Source organism: Bacillus sp. VA15, assembly GCF_055721145.1.
The window spans coordinates 1-16,168 of sequence record NZ_JBVQPQ010000005.1 but is presented as its reverse complement, the minus strand read 5'-3'; the positions used below and the strand labels follow the sequence as shown (position 1 = coordinate 16,168).

General features: G+C 42.8%; 16 protein-coding genes and 1 rRNA gene. 12 read left to right on the top strand and 5 right to left on the bottom strand.

The window, feature by feature from the left end:
- Positions 1–152: 152 nt before the first annotated feature.
- Together AC0DBE_RS13860 and AC0DBE_RS13855 are read left to right on the top strand one after the other, a co-directional pair.
- Positions 153–1,142, top strand: coding sequence for a glycosyltransferase family 2 protein (locus tag AC0DBE_RS13860; RefSeq protein WP_472962542.1), 990 nt, complete (start codon positions 153–155; stop codon positions 1,140–1,142).
- A 71-nt stretch (positions 1,143–1,213) separates the two neighbouring features.
- Positions 1,214–3,799 carry a YfhO family protein gene (locus AC0DBE_RS13855; protein WP_472962539.1) on the top strand — a complete coding sequence of 862 codons (2,586 nt, stop codon included), beginning with the start codon at positions 1,214–1,216 and terminating at the stop codon, positions 3,797–3,799.
- Here AC0DBE_RS13855 and AC0DBE_RS13850 read toward each other — a convergent pair.
- Complete coding sequence (locus tag AC0DBE_RS13850; RefSeq protein WP_472962537.1) at positions 3,792–4,775, bottom strand: metal-dependent hydrolase; 984 nt, start codon at positions 4,773–4,775, stop codon at positions 3,792–3,794. The two genes, AC0DBE_RS13855 and AC0DBE_RS13850, sit on opposite strands and share 8 nt — an antisense overlap.
- A gap of 215 nt (positions 4,776–4,990) precedes the next feature.
- Here AC0DBE_RS13850 and mutY point away from each other — a divergent pair, with 215 nt between their 5' ends.
- Positions 4,991–6,100: an A/G-specific adenine glycosylase gene (gene mutY / locus AC0DBE_RS13845; protein WP_041520895.1), complete on the top strand. Its 1,110-nt coding sequence runs from the start codon at positions 4,991–4,993 to the stop codon at positions 6,098–6,100.
- Between the two features lie 7 nt (positions 6,101–6,107).
- Here mutY and AC0DBE_RS13840 read toward each other — a convergent pair whose 3' ends face one another.
- Positions 6,108–6,332 (bottom strand): hypothetical protein, encoded by a 225-nt coding sequence (locus AC0DBE_RS13840; RefSeq protein WP_003223257.1) that lies wholly within the window; start codon positions 6,330–6,332, stop codon positions 6,108–6,110.
- 81 nt (positions 6,333–6,413) lie between these two features.
- On the opposite strand from AC0DBE_RS13840, the gene fabL reads away from it, so the two are divergent.
- The 5 genes from fabL to AC0DBE_RS13815 all read left to right on the top strand — a co-directional run bounded on the left by fabL (position 6,414) and on the right by AC0DBE_RS13815 (position 10,429).
- Positions 6,414–7,166 carry an enoyl-[acyl-carrier-protein] reductase FabL gene (gene fabL, locus AC0DBE_RS13835; protein WP_014113113.1) on the top strand — a complete coding sequence of 251 codons (753 nt, stop codon included), beginning with the start codon at positions 6,414–6,416 and terminating at the stop codon, positions 7,164–7,166.
- Between the two features lie 68 nt (positions 7,167–7,234).
- On the top strand, positions 7,235–7,492 hold the full coding sequence (gene sspE, locus AC0DBE_RS13830; protein WP_014113114.1) for a gamma type acid-soluble spore protein SspE: 258 nt from the start codon (positions 7,235–7,237) through the stop codon (positions 7,490–7,492).
- Between the two features lie 173 nt (positions 7,493–7,665).
- Positions 7,666–7,926 (top strand): YgaB family protein, encoded by a 261-nt coding sequence (locus tag AC0DBE_RS13825; protein WP_014113115.1) that lies wholly within the window; start codon positions 7,666–7,668, stop codon positions 7,924–7,926.
- A gap of 143 nt (positions 7,927–8,069) precedes the next feature.
- Positions 8,070–8,600, top strand: coding sequence for a nucleoside tri-diphosphate phosphatase (gene ntdP / locus AC0DBE_RS13820; RefSeq protein ID WP_003223272.1), 531 nt, complete (start codon positions 8,070–8,072; stop codon positions 8,598–8,600).
- Between the two features lie 86 nt (positions 8,601–8,686).
- On the top strand, positions 8,687–10,429 hold the full coding sequence (locus AC0DBE_RS13815) for an ABC transporter ATP-binding protein (RefSeq protein WP_109491774.1): 1,743 nt from the start codon (positions 8,687–8,689) through the stop codon (positions 10,427–10,429).
- A gap of 74 nt (positions 10,430–10,503) precedes the next feature.
- Here the strand turns inward: AC0DBE_RS13815 and AC0DBE_RS13810 are convergent, their stop codons facing one another.
- The gene (locus AC0DBE_RS13810; RefSeq protein ID WP_014113117.1) at positions 10,504–11,565 is read right to left on the bottom strand and encodes an aromatic acid exporter family protein; all 1,062 of its coding nucleotides are present in this window, start codon (positions 11,563–11,565) and stop codon (positions 10,504–10,506) included.
- A 218-nt stretch (positions 11,566–11,783) separates the two neighbouring features.
- Positions 11,784–13,073 (bottom strand): glutamate-1-semialdehyde 2,1-aminomutase, encoded by a 1,290-nt coding sequence (locus tag AC0DBE_RS13805; RefSeq protein WP_072182518.1) that lies wholly within the window; start codon positions 13,071–13,073, stop codon positions 11,784–11,786.
- 153 nt (positions 13,074–13,226) lie between these two features.
- Between AC0DBE_RS13805 and bcp the strand changes: the two genes are divergently transcribed.
- On the top strand, positions 13,227–13,700 hold the full coding sequence (gene bcp, locus AC0DBE_RS13800; RefSeq protein ID WP_472962532.1) for a thioredoxin-dependent thiol peroxidase: 474 nt from the start codon (positions 13,227–13,229) through the stop codon (positions 13,698–13,700).
- A gap of 132 nt (positions 13,701–13,832) precedes the next feature.
- Positions 13,833–14,270 (top strand): peroxide-responsive transcriptional repressor PerR, encoded by a 438-nt coding sequence (perR, locus tag AC0DBE_RS13795; RefSeq protein ID WP_003223285.1) that lies wholly within the window; start codon positions 13,833–13,835, stop codon positions 14,268–14,270.
- Between the two features lie 34 nt (positions 14,271–14,304).
- Here perR and AC0DBE_RS13790 read toward each other — a convergent pair whose 3' ends face one another.
- Entirely contained in the window at positions 14,305–14,658 is a 354-nt protein-coding gene (locus AC0DBE_RS13790; protein ID WP_014113119.1) for a YgzB family protein, read from the bottom strand.
- A gap of 208 nt (positions 14,659–14,866) precedes the next feature.
- On the opposite strand from AC0DBE_RS13790, the gene AC0DBE_RS13785 reads away from it, so the two are divergent.
- Together AC0DBE_RS13785 and AC0DBE_RS13780 are read left to right on the top strand one after the other, a co-directional pair.
- Positions 14,867–15,751, top strand: coding sequence for a nucleotidyltransferase-like protein (locus AC0DBE_RS13785; protein WP_072182519.1), 885 nt, complete (start codon positions 14,867–14,869; stop codon positions 15,749–15,751).
- A 293-nt stretch (positions 15,752–16,044) separates the two neighbouring features.
- Positions 16,045–16,168: ribosomal RNA gene (locus tag AC0DBE_RS13780) — 16S ribosomal RNA — on the top strand; the annotation flags it as partial.

The following is a 16,168-nucleotide window of genomic DNA, read 5'->3' as shown; positions in this document are numbered from 1 at the left end:
AACATGACAAAATAAAAATGATGAATGTCACCATAAAATGTAACAAAAAACAGGTTTAAACGACTTTTAAAAAAGGAATAGCCTTACTGAAGATTTGTCTACAACTCCCCCTAAGGCAATACTTAAATAGAATAAAAAAAGAAGGTGCCTTAATGAAGCAAGGATTAATCTCGATTATTATCCCGTCTTACAATGAAGGGTATAATGTCAAACTCATTCATGAATCTTTGAAAAAGGAATTCAAGACCATTCATTATGACTATGAAATTTTCTTCATAAACGACGGAAGTGTTGATGACACGCTTCAGCAGATCAAAGACTTGGCAACCGTATGCAGCCGGGTAAAATACATATCTTTTTCTCGGAACTTCGGAAAAGAAGCCGCAATTCTTGCGGGCTTTGAACATGTTCAAGGCGAGGCGGTTATTGTAATGGACGCCGATCTGCAGCATCCGACCTATTTGCTGAAGGAATTTATCAAAGGCTATGAAGAAGGCTATGATCAAGTCATTGCCCAAAGGAACAGAAAAGGAGACAGCCCTGTCCGCTCCCTCCTGTCATCTCTTTATTACAAGTTCATCAATAAAGCGGTGGAGGTTGATTTGCGTGACGGTGTCGGAGACTTTCGGCTGTTAAGCCGCCAAGCTGTGAACGCTCTTTTGAAGCTGAGCGAAGGCAACCGCTTCTCCAAAGGTCTGTTTTGCTGGATCGGCTTCGATCAGAAAATTGTGTTTTATGAAAATGTCGAACGAAAAAACGGCACATCCAAATGGTCGTTCAGCAGTCTGTTTAACTACGGAATGGACGGCGTCGTTTCATTTAACCATAAGCCGCTGAGAATATGCTTTTATACCGGCATTTTCATCTTGATGCTTTCCATCATTTATATCATTGCCACATTCGTTAAAATTCTGACTAACGGCATTTCTGTACCCGGATATTTCACAATTATTTCAGCAGTGTTATTTCTCGGCGGGGTCCAGCTGTTAAGTCTCGGAATCATAGGCGAATATATCGGCCGAATCTATTATGAAACAAAAAAACGCCCGCATTATTTAATTAAAGAAGCGAATATCCCGAACAAAGACCTGCCTGAAACGAACGAATTGAAAAGCATGCGGCGTCTGACAAAAATGCACTGAAATCACCAAGCGCCATTGGCAGTGCTTTTTTTGCTTGTCTACCATCTTAAAAGCAAGACTGGAGAAATTATATGAAAAGAAAATATGTCATGATCTATGCGGCCAGTCTGCTGGTTTCCGTTCTGGCACACGCTTTTTTTGTGAAAGAATGGACAGACGGCAGATATATGACAGGTCCGGGTGACGGACTTGCGCAAATGATCGTATTTAAAAAATTATTATTTGACCAATATACACACGGGAATTTTTTCTATAATTATTCATTCGGACTCGGCGGCGGCACGTTCAGTCAGCTCGGCTATTATTTTTCTGCTTCCTTTCTTTTTCTTGTGGTATCCGCCGCCGTCTGGCTTCTTCAAGCCGTCCAGCTGATCGGAGAAGCGGATACGCTTTTTTGGGCGGATTCAGCTGTTTTTATCAGTATTTTCAAACTGAGTCTGATCATTTTTACAGCCGCATCTGTTTTTCACTATCTTCTCAAACACAGAGCGGCGTCGTTTACGGGGGCCGTATTATACGGTGCCTCAATCATTTATTTCCGCCACGAAGCGTATTGGGAATTCTTTACCGATACAATGATTTGGCTTCCGCTGCTTGTTCTCGGAGCAGAAAACATCATCAGAGAGCGGCGTCCGGCATGGTTTATCATTGCGTGCTCGCTGACGTTAATCAACAACTTTTACTTTGCATACATAAACCTCATATTCATCGGGATCTACGTGCTGTTCAGATGGCTGATCCGACTGGAAAAGCATGAAGAGAAAAAATGGATTCAATGCAGAATGTTTTTGATTTCAGGCCTCATTTCTTTTGGCATCAGTGCGGCGGCGTTTGTGCCAGTGGTATACGGTTATTTAAACAACCTGCGCCCACCATACAGTCAGAAAATAGAGTGGCTTAATTTCGATGATAATATCTTATTTTCGAGCCGGATCATTATTGTGCCGGCAGCCTTTCTGTTGTTTTTATTTATTGTTTCTTTTTACAAAAACCGCGTGTTTCGTCTCTTTGCCGGATTGAGCCTGCTGTTTATTCTTTTTCATTTCAGCCCGTATGCGGCAAGCGTATTTAACGGTTTTTCCGCCCCGCAAAACCGGTTTGAATATGTTCTGGCCTTTACCATTGCGGGAACAGCTGCGGCAGGCCTGTCACAGCTGTCTGAACTGAAATGGAAAGAACTGCTCCCGGCCATAGCTGTTGCCCTGATTCTTTACTTGTATCATATCCAAAGGTATAAGCTGGATATATGGAAACCTGCGAATGAAAGCATTCTATTGCTCTTATTCCTGACAATCGCAGCCTTGTTTGCTGCAGCTTTTGCGAAAAAAAGGGCAAAGGTGGCTGTGTACGGTGTGATTATTCTTTCTTCGCTGTTTGTTGCCAACACCTATCAAAAATACGCACTCTCAGAAGGCGGCGGGCTGGACAGTGTGACAAAAGCATATCTTACGGGTGAGGAATACAAAGGGCAAGAATCATCTGAGCTCATCAGGCGTTTGCAGAAGGAAGACGATGATCCGCTCATGAGAATCGATTGGATGAACGGGGTTCGCAATAATACGCCAATTATTTACGGGTTTAATGGATTCAGCGCTTATTCCAGCATTTTAAACAAACATCTGCTAACTTTCTATTGGAATGATTTGAGCATCGATATGGGGAGAGAAAGCGTCAGCCGTTATGCGTCATTGGGAGACAGGGCGAATTTATACAGCCTGCTTTACGGCAAATATTATATGACGGAAAAAACAAACGAAGCCAGCGTCCCGTACGGTTTCAAGAAGCATTTGGAATCAGAGCATTACGTGGTTTATGAAAATCAATACATGCTTCCTTTCGTCAAAACAGCCGATGCCATATACAGCGAAAGCGAGCTGAACAAATTGCCCGCTCTTGCGAAAGAACAGGCAATGCTGAAAGGAATTGTACTAGCAGATCCAACGGGGAAAACGGAGAAGGCGCCAAAACTGGCCAATCTGATTCCCAAGTCCGACATCACCGCAAAACATGCCCAGTATGAAAACGGACTGCTTACCGTAACTGGAGAAAACGGAGGAGAACTAATCATCACTCCGAAACAGGCGTCATCCTCTCCTGGAGACTACTATGTCAGCTTTTATTTGAAAAGCAAAGCAAAAGACAAAGGATTTACGTTAAGAGTCAATGATTATGTCACAACAAGGAAATCGAACCAATCGATTTACAAAACCGGAGTAAATGATATCACAGTCAGAGTGCCTAAATCAGACCATATTTCAATCAAGCTTCCGAAAGGAACGTATGAGCTTAAAAATATAGCGCTCTATGAAGAAAATTACCAAACGCTGAAGAGCGCTGTGCTGCAAAATAAAACAGACAAAGATGACAATCTGAAATGGGATAAAAATAAGCTGACGTTCGCGTATCGTCTTCCAAAAAATCAATACATCATGCTTCCGATCCCCTATGAAAAAGGCTGGGAGTTGAAGATTAACGGGAAAACACAGACGATCGAAAAAGCGGATTATGCATTCATAGGCTTCAAGGCGCAAAAGGGAGACAATCACATTGAGCTGGCCTACTATCCGCCATACTTCAAAATATCGGCGCTCATATCTCTCATCAGTCTGCTGCTTGCTGTTTTATATATAAGACGAAAAAAGCCCGGCTCTAAATAGAGCCGAGCTTTAATTTTTTCTGAAGCTTTTCTTCGCTGAATATCCATCCCGTATAGGACGAGCGAATCGTGAGATCATGGCCGATATGAACGATGGCCACAAACGGATAATGGCCTTTGCTCCGATAACGCAGGTCAATAAATCTCACCTCATAATGATCTTTAAACGTATCGACTTCCCACCGGTAAACCGGAGAAAATGACAAAAACGCCGCGATGTTATCATCCTGCTTTGCTGCATGCATCACTTCGGTTTCAGGAACAGGCACCCGATTAAACGTATCCAGAATCACTACATGCCCTTCCATGCTTCTTCCTACATAGAAAGCATGGGCTGTCGTAACTGCGATCCGCCATTGCCTGAATTTCATCGTCGGAGAAATAATAATGCTTTCGATCTCATCATGAATCATCTCATGAAGCTTCCGTTTAATTCTCAGCTGCATGATCAGGCGCACCAAATAATAGCCTGCCAATATGATATATAAGCTAAGAAACGTGATGCCGGGACTGCCGCCCGCATACCAAATCGCGATAGCCGCCAGATGGCTGATGAAAATAAACGGATCAAACGTATTAATCAGCCCGAGCGCAACCCATTTTTTCGAAAACGGACGTATGGCCTGTGTTCCGTACGCGTTGAATATATCAACAAAGACATGCAGCACGACTGCCAGCAGTGTCCACAGCCACAGGTGCAGAAAATCGGCCTGCGGATTAAATAAATACAGAATCGCCGGAATGATGATAGACCAAAACAAAACGGCGGGAATTGAATGGGTAAATCCTCTGTGATTTCTTATATAAACAGCATTATTTTTAAGCTTTAACACAGTATCAATATCCGGAGCCTGAGAGCCCGCAAGCGTTGCGATCATAACAGCGTGAGCCATTGCCGGATCTGATCCGACAACAGGGTCAAGCGTCGCAATACCGCCAAGTGCGATGCCCATGACGACATGTGTGCCCGTATCCATAGGTGACCTCCTTGCAGGATTGTCCTGCACATTCACTTTTGTAAGATATTCCCCATTTTCATATACCCAATTTTTAACCCGATTCAATCGTTCTCATATGTTTCCGTTTTTCTTTACTTCTATTTAATGTAACATATTATCGTACTGTGCCCTTAGTGTACAACAAAAAACAGTCTAAAGAAAAGCGGGGCGCGAAAGACTGGGGAGAAACACATATGAATGTACTTGAAGACAAATTAAAACAAAAAGACATACAGCGATTTCGCGATGATTTAATTTCATGGTTCGAACGGGAGCAGCGCGTTCTGCCGTGGAGAGAGGACCAAGATCCATATAAAGTGTGGGTATCGGAAGTGATGCTGCAGCAAACGAGAGTAGAGACAGTGATTCCTTACTTTCTGCGGTTTGTGGAACAATTCCCGACAGTGGAAGCGCTCGCTGATGCTGATGAAGAAAAAGTGCTGAAAGCATGGGAGGGGCTCGGCTATTATTCGCGAGTCAGAAACCTGCAAAGCGCGGTAAAAGAAGTGAAACAGGAGTACGGCGGCATTGTCCCTTCAGAAGAGAAAGAGTTTGGCGGCTTAAAAGGTGTCGGCCCTTATACAAAGGGAGCTGTGCTGAGCATTGCCTATAATAAACCGATTCCCGCGGTTGACGGAAATGTAATGCGTGTCATGTCCAGAATTCTTTCCATTTGGGATGATATCGCCAAACCGAAAGCAAGAACGATCTTTGAAGACGCAGTCCGTGCATTTATTTCCAAAGAAAAACCTTCAGAGTTCAATCAAGGCCTGATGGAGCTTGGAGCCTTGATCTGTACGCCAAAATCACCTTCATGCCTGCTATGCCCTGTTCAGAAGCATTGCTCAGCATTTGAAGAAGGCACTGAACGGGAGCTTCCGGTAAAAAGCAAAAAGAAAAAGCCCGGGATCAAAACAATGGCCGCGATCGTACTGACTGATGAAGATGGACAAGTGTATATACACAAACGGCCGTCAAAAGGTTTGCTCGCCAACCTGTGGGAATTCCCTAATCTTGAAACACAAAAAGGGATCAAAACCGAGCGTGAACAGCTCACTGCATTTTTAGAAAACGAATGCGGGATACAAGCTGATATCAGTGATCTGCAAGGTGTAGTTGAGCACGTTTTCACCCACCTGGTATGGAATATTTCTGTGTTTTTCGGTAAAGTAAAACAAGTGTCGGATACCTCAGAGCTGAAAAAAGTAACGAAGGAAGAACTCGAACAATTTGCGTTCCCGGTATCACATCAAAAAATCTGGAAGATGGCAGTGGAAGCAGCCGCATACTCGGCTGCTCCGTAAACAATTGTTAATCGTAGGAGACGCGCGTGCCGTGGCTGTAGTCCGCTTCATTGCGCTTCATTCCGCCGCGCGCTTCAATTTCTTGCGTTAATTCACGGTATTTTGATTGGCCTTCTTCGTTCAAATAAGGCATAATTTGCTGAAAGGCATGATGAAAATAGGCGAGTTCACTGTTTTTCCAATCTTCTTTGGAAACCATGTTTAATTCGCTCATATCACGTCCGACATACATAACAGAAGACCCCCTTTTAAGTTCTTGCCATTATTGTTTGTGGAAATAAAAGAACTATACGCTACAAGGAGATGAGGAAAAATGGAACAAAATAAATGCGCACTCGTAACAGGGAGCAGCCGCGGTGTCGGAAAAGCGGCCGCGATCAGACTTGCGGAGAACGGCTATAACATTGTTATTAACTATGCACGCAGCAAAAAAGCCGCTTTAGAAACAGCGGAGGAAATCGAAAAGCTTGGCGTCAAAGTGCTTGTTGTAAAAGCAAACGTAGGACAGCCGGCAAAAATCAAAGAAATGTTTCAGCAAATTGATGAAACGTTCGGCAGACTTGATGTTTTTGTTAATAATGCCGCTTCAGGCGTTCTGAGACCTGTCATGGAACTAGAAGAAACTCACTGGGACTGGACGATGAACATTAATGCGAAAGCATTGCTTTTCTGTGCTCAGGAAGCGGCCAAGCTAATGGAAAAGAACGGAGGCGGGCATATCGTCAGCATCAGTTCTTTAGGTTCGATCCGCTACCTTGAAAACTACACCACGGTTGGTGTATCAAAAGCGGCGTTAGAGGCTTTAACCCGTTATCTTGCGGTTGAGCTCTCATCAAAACAAATTATCGTCAATGCCGTATCAGGCGGAGCGATTGACACAGATGCGCTCAAACACTTCCCGAACAGAGAGGATCTGCTTGAGGATGCGCGTCAAAACACGCCTGCAGGACGCATGGTCGAAATTAAAGACATGGTTGATACTGTTGAATTTCTAGTCTCTTCCAAGGCTGACATGATCCGCGGACAGACAATAATCGTTGACGGCGGACGCTCACTGCTCGTTTAAAAATTTTTAAAAAAGAGGAATAGCTATACGATCACCTGCACATTCTAATGACCGTGGAGGTGATAACAATGGCTAACTCAAACAATTTCAGCAAAACAAACGCACAACAAGTTAGAAAACAAAACCAACAATCAGCTGCTGGTCAAGGTCAATTCGGCACTGAATTTGCTAGCGAAACAAACGCTCAGCAAGTCAGAAAACAAAACCAGCAATCAGCTGCTGGCCAACAAGGTCAATTCGGCACTGAATTCGCTAGTGAAACTGACGCACAGCAGGTAAGACAGCAAAACCAATCTGCTGAACAAAACAAACAACAAAACAGCTAATCACTGAAACAGAAAAAAGCACTTCATCTTCGGGTGGAAGTGCTTTTTTTTTGTTTGTAAAACGACAAAACTTGTGAAAGGTCTACAGAATGAGTCAAAGGGTTTGCTGTATTGGGATCGAAATGATAAAAGGAGGAAACGTTTATACTTTCACCAGGCTGAAGGAGGAACCGATGACGGAATTTGAAAAGCTGGTAAGCGAACAGATGAAAACGATGGATAAGCTTCTCGATCTCCAATCAGAGCTCGACCGCTGCAAACAAATTGAAGCAGAACTCCGGCATTTGGAAAGGGATGCAAGGCTGCGCGGTATTCAGGATGAAATTGCGGTAAAACGGAAACATCTTGCCGATATACAGGATATGTTTCAAAAGCAGACAGAGCAGGTGATTCGTTCTTATCGCAGCTCAGAAAAGCCGTCTTCCTTTGTGTAGAGCAGGAATGTGCCATTCCCCGGCCGGAATGGCTCTTTTATTTTCATTTTTCAATTTGTAACGTTATAATAGGTAAAAGACGTTGTCGGTAAGCAAATTTGGACATACTAACTGTAGGGCTTTATAGAAAGTAGGGGAGAAATATGGGTTATCCCAAGGAAGGAGAAACCATTCAAATTCACAGCTATAAGCATAACGGGCTGATTCATAGAATTTGGAATGAGACAACAATCTTAAAAAGTACAGAAATGTGTGTCATCGGGGCCAATGACCGGACGATGGTAACCGAATCAGACGGCCGGACATGGATAACCAGAGAGCCCGCAATCTGTTATTTTCACGCAAGACAATGGTTTAATGTCATCGGGATGCTGAGGGAAGACGGGGTTCATTACTATTGCAACATCAGTTCTCCGTTTGCCTATGATGGCGAAGCAATTAAATATATTGATTATGACCTAGATGTTAAGGTTTTTCCTGACATGACCTACAATATTCTCGATGAAGACGAATATGATGATCATCGGAAAGCCATGAATTATCCAAAAGAAATCGACAGTATTTTAAGAGACTACTTAAACACGCTGCTCCATTGGATTCACCAGCGTCAGGGACCGTTTGCGCCCGAGTTTGTCGATATGTGGTATGAACGGTATTTGCGCTATACAAAATAATGGTTACGTAAAAACCTGTTGCGGGGTACAACAGGTTTTTCACATGGGCTCACACACATCATGGTAAAGAGAGAGGGGGAATCAACGTGGGGGTTATGAAACGCTACATGCAATTCGTCAAACCTTATAAGAAGCAAATTTTCGTTACAGTGTTAATTGGGATCGTAAAATTCTCCATTCCGCTTGCTCTCCCATTGCTTCTGAAGTACGTAGTGGACGACATTATTCAAGGAGGCGGCACAGCCAGTGACAAAACAACGTCATTGTTCACCATTATGGCGATTATGTTCGCCTTATTTTTAATTTTACGCCCGCCTGTTGAATACTATAGGCAATATTTTGCCCAGTGGACAGCCAGCAAGGTACTCTACGATATAAGAGCCAAGCTGTTTGACCATATACAGAAATTGAGCCTTCGTTTTTATGCGAATACAAGAACAGGGGAAGTCATTTCCCGAGTGATCAATGATGTGGAACAAACAAAGGATTTTGTCATCACAGGCCTGATGAATATTTGGCTTGATATGCTGACGATTTTGATTGTGATCTCTATCATGCTGACACTGGACATTAAATTAACGCTGATCTCTATCGTTTTATTCCCATTATACGGCATATCAGTGAAGTATTTTTACGGCCGTTTAAGAAAGCTGACAAGGGAGCGATCGCAGGCGCTAGCTCAAGTGCAGGGACATTTGCACGAGCGCATTCAAGGCATGCCGGTCATCAGAAGCTTTGCGATAGAAGATCATGAACAGGCTAATTTTAATGAGAAAAACAGCCATTTCTTAGATAAAGCCATCAGCCACACGAATTGGAATGCCAAAACCTTTGCGGTCGTTAATACCATTACAGATTTGGCGCCGCTCATCGTCATTGCGTGTGCCGGCTATTTTGTCATTAATGGACCGCTGACAGTCGGAACAATGGTCGCGTTTGTCGGATATATTGACAGAATGTACAACCCTGTGAGAAGGCTGATCAATTCCTCTACAACATTGACACAATCAATCGCATCAATGGACAGGGTGTTTGAATTTATTGACGAGCCATATGAACTCACTGACAAACCAAATGCCATTAAAGCTGACCAGATCCGCGGAGGAGTGGAATTTCAAAACGTTTCGTTTCAATATGAAAAGGAAAAAGAAAACATTCTCCATGATGTCTCTTTAAAAGTAAATAGAGGAGAAACCGTAGCTCTTGTCGGCATGAGCGGAGGAGGTAAATCAACGCTCGTCAGCCTGATCCCGAGATTTTATGATGTGACTAGCGGCAGACTGCTGATTGACGGAACTGATATTCGCGATTATGAGGCGAGAAGCCTTCGCAACCAGGTTGGCATGGTGCTTCAGGATACCTTTTTATTCAGTGAGACGATTCGGGAAAATATCGCAATCGGCAAACCTGATGCAACCCTTGAAGAGATTATTAAAGCGGCCAAAGCTGCCAATGCCCATGAATTTATTATGAGTTTTCCAGAAGGGTATGAGACCCGGGTGGGAGAAAGAGGCGTTAAGCTGTCAGGCGGACAAAAGCAGCGGATCTCAATCGCGCGGGTATTTCTGAAAAATCCGCCGCTCCTTATTTTAGATGAAGCGACATCAGCTCTTGATCTGGAAAGTGAGCATTATATTCAAGAAGCGATGGACAAACTGGCGAAGGACAGAACAACTTTTGTTGTCGCCCACCGTTTATCGACGATCACACATGCGGATAAGATTGTCGTCATGGAAAACGGTACAATCATCGAAATCGGAACTCATGATGAACTCATGGACTATGACAGTCAATACAAGCACTTATTTACCATTCAAAATTTGAGCTGAACATCAATCTTATATCCTTTTAACGAAGGATATAAGATTTTTTTGTATATAAAAAACCCGGCTGGTTAACCGGGTTACTCTTCTGTTTCTATTTCGCAGTCTTTCGGATGATACGTTTGAAAACTTGTGATGAGTGTTTCTAAATGTTCGAGCTGCTCGCGGTATTCTACGGCACTTGCCATAATATTGAGCATGTTGTAATCAATAAGCTCATCATCCGTGTTTTGCTGATTTTTTAAAAATGACTTTGTTAAAAGCTGCTTATATCGAATGCCTTCTTCATCCGCGTCATCATGCGGCTTGATTTTGCCGACAAACCTCATCAAAATCAGTTCATGCCAGTAAAGCAGGTAATCAAGCTCTTCAGTCAGTGTTTCCTGAAACTCTTCCGGCATATGATAGATCTCGTTTTCCAGACGATGCAGCTTCTTCAATGTATCAAGCGCCCGATTTGCAGTAATAATGGCCTGTCTGAACAGGACAAGCTTTCTTGATTTCACATAAGTCGTTTTCTTAAAGTAACTTCTTTCTTCTTTATATAGAAGATATGTCTGATCAAGCTTGATCATTTTTTCTTTCAGTTTTTCAATATCCTCTTTCAAAATCGAATGCTCTGTTGACTGCCGCATGGACAATCTGATCCACTTCATAATTTCTTCGGTGTTTTCGACGGTATTATGAATCAGCTTTGTTTCGTACTTAGGAGGCAAAAACACAAGGTTGACGATAAAGGAAGAAAGCACCCCTAAGATGACTGTGCTTGTTCTGATCAGCGCGAACATTAAAAAGTCGTCACCGGCAGATTCTAATATCGCAATGACTGTTACAAGAGCAATTGAAATTGTATGTTCAATTTTAAGTTTCAGCATGATTGTAATGACAATAACTGCTGTTAACCCGATCATAATCGGGCTGGGTCCGAAAATAAGGCCGAACACTGTGGCAATCACAGCTCCGATGATATTTGCCTGAACCTGGTCAATAATAATGAGAAAAGAGCGGTAAATCGACGGCTGGATCGCAAATATCGCTGCAATTCCAGCGAAAATCGGCGCGGGAAGCCCGATCCACGAAGCCAAATAAAGGGCAAGTGTAATCGCAATCCCGGTTTTGAAAATGCGGGCACCAAGTTTCATTGGTTTGTGCGTGCATTCCTTTCTATAGTAAATTGTGTGACATAGCAAATGGCTAATCCTTAAAATTCCCGGTTAGTTTATTTGCTAAACAATTAAGTAATATACAGGGATCAATACAAATATTCAAGCTATTTTTCTAGAAAAAGACCAAAATCTTACACGTTATTTGAATCCATAAAAAAACAGGAGCTCAATGCTCCTGTCCAAGGTGTCAAATTCTAGTTTTTAAGATGTTTAAAAGCATCCTCGACCGCTGCAAGCGTGTCTTTAATATCTTGCTCTGTATGTGCTGTTGTAATAAACCAGGCTTCATATTTAGAAGGTGCTAAATTAATTCCGCGTTCCAGCATCAACTTGAAAAACGTAGCGAATGTTTCTCCGTCACTGCGTTCAGCCTGCTCGTAATTTTCGACTTTCTCATCAGAGAAATAAACCGTGAGTGCGCCTTTTAAGCGGTTGACAGTAATCGTGATGCCGTGTGTTTCTGCGTGCTGTAAAATGCCTTCCTCCAGCATAGCGCCAAGGTGATCAAGCTTTTCATACACGCCTTCCTCTTTGAGCACTTCCAGGCAAGCAATGCCTGATAGGATGGAAGCGGGGTTCCCGGCCATTGTTCCGGCCTGATAAGCCGGTCCAAGCGGGGCTACCTGCTCCATGATTTCTTTTTTGCCGCCATAGGCGCCAATCGGAAGTCCGCCGCCGATAATTTTTCCGAGTGCTGTTAAATCCGGTTTCACCTGTAACAGATCCTGCGCGCCGCCATACATAAAGCGGAAAGCCGTAATGACTTCATCGTAAATAACGAGAGCGCCCGCATCGTGTGTCAGTTCATTTACTTTTTCCAAGAAGCCCTCTTTCGGCTCAACAATTCCGAAGTTGCCGACAATCGGCTCGACGAGAACCGCCGCGATTTCACTGCCCCATTTATCAAGGGCCGCTTTATAGCTTTCAATATCATTAAATGGAACTGTGATCACTTCGTTTGCAATGCTTTTTGGTACACCGGCTGAGTCTGGTGTGCCAAGAGTAGATGGGCCGGAACCGGCGGCGACAAGCACAAGATCCGAATGTCCGTGGTAACAGCCTGCAAATTTAATGATTTTTGTCCGGCCTGTATATGCGCGAGCCACGCGGATAGTCGTCATAACAGCTTCTGTTCCCGAATTGACGAATCTTACTTTGTCCATAGCAGGAATGGCTTCTTTAAGCATCTTTGCAAATGTAACCTCATGTTTTGTCGGTGTTCCATACAATACGCCGTTCTCTGCTGCATTTTTAATCGCTTCTGTAATATGCGGGTGGGCATGTCCGGTAATGATCGGACCGTAAGCCGCTAAATAATCGATGTATTTGTTGCCGTCCACATCCCAAAAATAAGCGCCGTTTGCTTTTTCCATTGCGACGGGAGAACCGCCGCCGACTGCTTTATATGATCTAGACGGGCTGTTTACACCGCCGACAATGTGTTCTAATGCCTCATTGTGAAGTTCAATTGATTTTGTATGCAAGAATAAAAACCTCCTATATCTCCATGCGTCCTTTCTATTGTAGCATGCTTCCGAACAAGAACAATGGATTCGGTCTTAAGATGCAAGGGACGACGGTTGTAATCTGGACAAGAATTGGATACGCTTAATAAAAAAACATCCGGAGGTAACGTAATGACTATAGAAATCGGACAAAAAGCACCTGATCTTGAGTTAAAAGGCGATCATGGGGAAACAGTAACTTTATCGGATTATAAAGGAAAGTATATCGTGCTTTACTTTTATCCAAAAGACATGACACCGGGATGCACAACTGAAGCATGCGATTTTCGGGACAGCCATGAAAGCTTCGCTGAACTGGATGCCGTTATTATCGGCGTCAGCCCCGACAGCCAGGAAAAACACGGAAAATTTAAAGAGAAGCATAACCTTCCTTTTCTGCTTCTTGTTGATGACGAACATAAGCTGGCGGAAGCGTTTGATGTATGGAAGCTGAAGAAAAACTTCGGGAAAGAATATATGGGGATTGAGCGCTCCACTTTTTTAATTGATAAAGAAGGCCGGCTCGTTAAAGAATGGAGAAAGGTAAAAGTGAAAGACCATGTAGCCGAAGCGCTTCAATCGCTCAAAGATATGTCGGAAAAGTAAATGCGTCTATCAGCCTCAAATGATATGCTTACTTTTACCCTGATATCAATTGACAAATTATCGTAGAAAGAGTTACACTAATTATAAACATTACAATGTAAGAATTTTTTTTAGAAGAGAGGTGCATGACGGATGGCTGCACATGAACTAAAAGAAGCCTTAGAAACGTTGAAGGAAACCGGAGTTCGCATTACTCCTCAACGTCATGCGATTCTGGAATATCTCGTTAACTCTATGGCTCATCCAACAGCGGACGATATATATAAAGCTCTGGAAGGGAAATTTCCTAACATGAGCGTAGCGACGGTATATAACAATTTGCGTGTGTTCCGGGAATCCGGTTTGGTAAAAGAGCTCACATACGGTGATGCTTCCAGCAGATTCGATTTTGTCACATCCGATCACTATCACGCGATTTGTGAAAACTGCGGTAAAATTGTGGACTTCCATTACCCGGGCCTTGACGAAGTGGAGCAGCTCGCTGCCCATGTCACGGGCTTTAAAGTAAGCCACCATCGTTTAGAAATTTACGGCGTCTGCCAAGAGTGTTCGAAAAAAGAAAACCATTAAAAATAAGCTGACCGCATGAAACGGTCAGCTTATTTTATTTGGACATTTTCTTTTTATTATAAGATTCATCAAATTCTTTTCCTTCTAAGCCTTTATCTAAAGTCAGCGGCTCTCTGCAATGCATGCACATATCTACTCTTCCCAAAACCTTTGTCTCTTTTTCACAGCCCGGACATATGACGCGAACCGCTTTGGTCGAAAGCATTCCGATCCAAAAGTAAACAACCGTGCTGAGACCGATGGATAAAAGCCCAAGTATCATAAACAAACTAGATAGCAAAACTGACTCTTTGAAAAAGATACCGATGTACATAATGATAAACCCAACGAAAACCAAACTTAACGCAAATGTTCTGATTTTATTAATTTTGCTGGAGTATTTCGCCATGTCCATCCCCCTCTGATTTAACTATAGCACAAACCCAATGGGATTTTCTTCATGTTTTCGGTTGAACTGGAATTTATATATGGAGACTTACTGTGAATTTGTTTATAATAGTTCAATGTGTTTAGAAAAAGAGGGATTTCGTTTTGACCATAGAATTGAATCAAATAGAGAATAAAAAATTTTGAACAATTGCATTGGAGGAATAGTGATGGATAATCTTCTCCGTCCAATTTACCAAGAAAGAGCAAGTCATCCCAATACATTGGCTGTCATTATGATTGAGAGAAGAAACAAAACATCTTCCTTAACAGATAACTTTGATGCTGCTTTGCTGGTGATTGTAAAGGAGGCTGACGAGCCTGTTTTTATAAAGCATTATGAATTTGATCAAAAAACAGCTTCTTTGCATGTCGTAACAGATTCTCAGATTCAAGAATGGATTTTGCTCGGGACAAATAGAAGAATCATAGATTGGATTGTCAATGGCAGAGTCTTGTTTGATCGTAACGAATACATTGTCGAGCTGATTGATAGGCTCAATACATTTCCGTTTGCCGAACGCAAACTGAAGATCGGGCTCGAATACGGCAAATTAATCAGAAGATATGTTGAAGGCAAAGCTTTTTTTGAAGCCAATCAATTTTTAGATGCCTACAACGCGGTTGTTCATGCGCTGCACCATTTAGCGCGTATTGAAGTAATCGACAGGGGATTCCATCCGGAAACCACGGTATGGAGCCAAGTGCGCCAGATGGAGCCTCAAGTGTATAAATTATATTCCGAGTTGATCGAAAGCCACGAGAGCTTGGAAAAAAGACTCGAATTATTATTCTTAGCAAATGATTTTCTCATCCATTCCAAAGCTGAGATCGGTTCGGCTCATCTTTTCGAAGTAATGAATGAAAAAGACATTTGGCAATTCGGTGAGCTTCTTCAGCATCCTGACTTAAAGCACTTCACCCAAGACCTTGGCGTTATGCTTGATTACCTGACGGACAAGGGACTTATCAACGTCTGCCAGATAGAAACAAAAGGGCAGGCTGTTTATCATCGAGGATATTCTTTTAAAAAAGATATTGACTCTGATTCTTGACCGTGTTATATTATTAAACGTCGCTGATGCGCTTCTGAAAAACAAGCTCACAGCGGCGGAGAAATAAATTAAAAAAACATTTGACATAAGAAAGTCAAAATGTTATATTAATAAAGTCGCTTCGACAAGAAGTGAAAATGATCTTTGAAAACTAAACAAGACAAAACGTACCTGTTAATTCATTTTTTATAAAATCGCACAGCGATGTGCGTAGTCAGTCAAACTAAGGCCTGCACGACGCAGGTCACACAGGTGTCACCGCAGGATGCGGTGAACTTAACCTGTGATCCACTTTATCGGAGAGTTTGATCCTGGCTCAGGACGAACGCTGGCGGCGTGCCTAATACATGCAAGTCGAGCGGACAGATGGGAGCTTGCTCCCTGATGTTAGCGGCGGACGGGTGAGTAACACGTGGG

Coding starts and splice junctions, on each gene's coding strand:
- AC0DBE_RS13860 (WP_472962542.1), top strand. CDS start 153: ATGAAGCAAGGATTAATCTCGATTATTATCCCGTCTTACAATGAAGGG.
- AC0DBE_RS13855 (WP_472962539.1), top strand. CDS start 1,214: ATGAAAAGAAAATATGTCATGATCTATGCGGCCAGTCTGCTGGTTTCC.
- AC0DBE_RS13850 (WP_472962537.1), bottom strand. CDS start 4,775: ATGGATACGGGCACACATGTCGTCATGGGCATCGCACTTGGCGGTATT.
- mutY (WP_041520895.1), top strand. CDS start 4,991: ATGAATGTACTTGAAGACAAATTAAAACAAAAAGACATACAGCGATTT.
- AC0DBE_RS13840 (WP_003223257.1), bottom strand. CDS start 6,332: ATGTATGTCGGACGTGATATGAGCGAATTAAACATGGTTTCCAAAGAA.
- fabL (WP_014113113.1), top strand. CDS start 6,414: ATGGAACAAAATAAATGCGCACTCGTAACAGGGAGCAGCCGCGGTGTC.
- sspE (WP_014113114.1), top strand. CDS start 7,235: ATGGCTAACTCAAACAATTTCAGCAAAACAAACGCACAACAAGTTAGA.
- AC0DBE_RS13825 (WP_014113115.1), top strand. CDS start 7,666: ATGACGGAATTTGAAAAGCTGGTAAGCGAACAGATGAAAACGATGGAT.
- ntdP (WP_003223272.1), top strand. CDS start 8,070: ATGGGTTATCCCAAGGAAGGAGAAACCATTCAAATTCACAGCTATAAG.
- AC0DBE_RS13810 (WP_014113117.1), bottom strand. CDS start 11,565: ATGAAACTTGGTGCCCGCATTTTCAAAACCGGGATTGCGATTACACTT.
- bcp (WP_472962532.1), top strand. CDS start 13,227: ATGACTATAGAAATCGGACAAAAAGCACCTGATCTTGAGTTAAAAGGC.
- perR (WP_003223285.1), top strand. CDS start 13,833: ATGGCTGCACATGAACTAAAAGAAGCCTTAGAAACGTTGAAGGAAACC.
- AC0DBE_RS13790 (WP_014113119.1), bottom strand. CDS start 14,658: ATGGCGAAATACTCCAGCAAAATTAATAAAATCAGAACATTTGCGTTA.
- AC0DBE_RS13785 (WP_072182519.1), top strand. CDS start 14,867: ATGGATAATCTTCTCCGTCCAATTTACCAAGAAAGAGCAAGTCATCCC.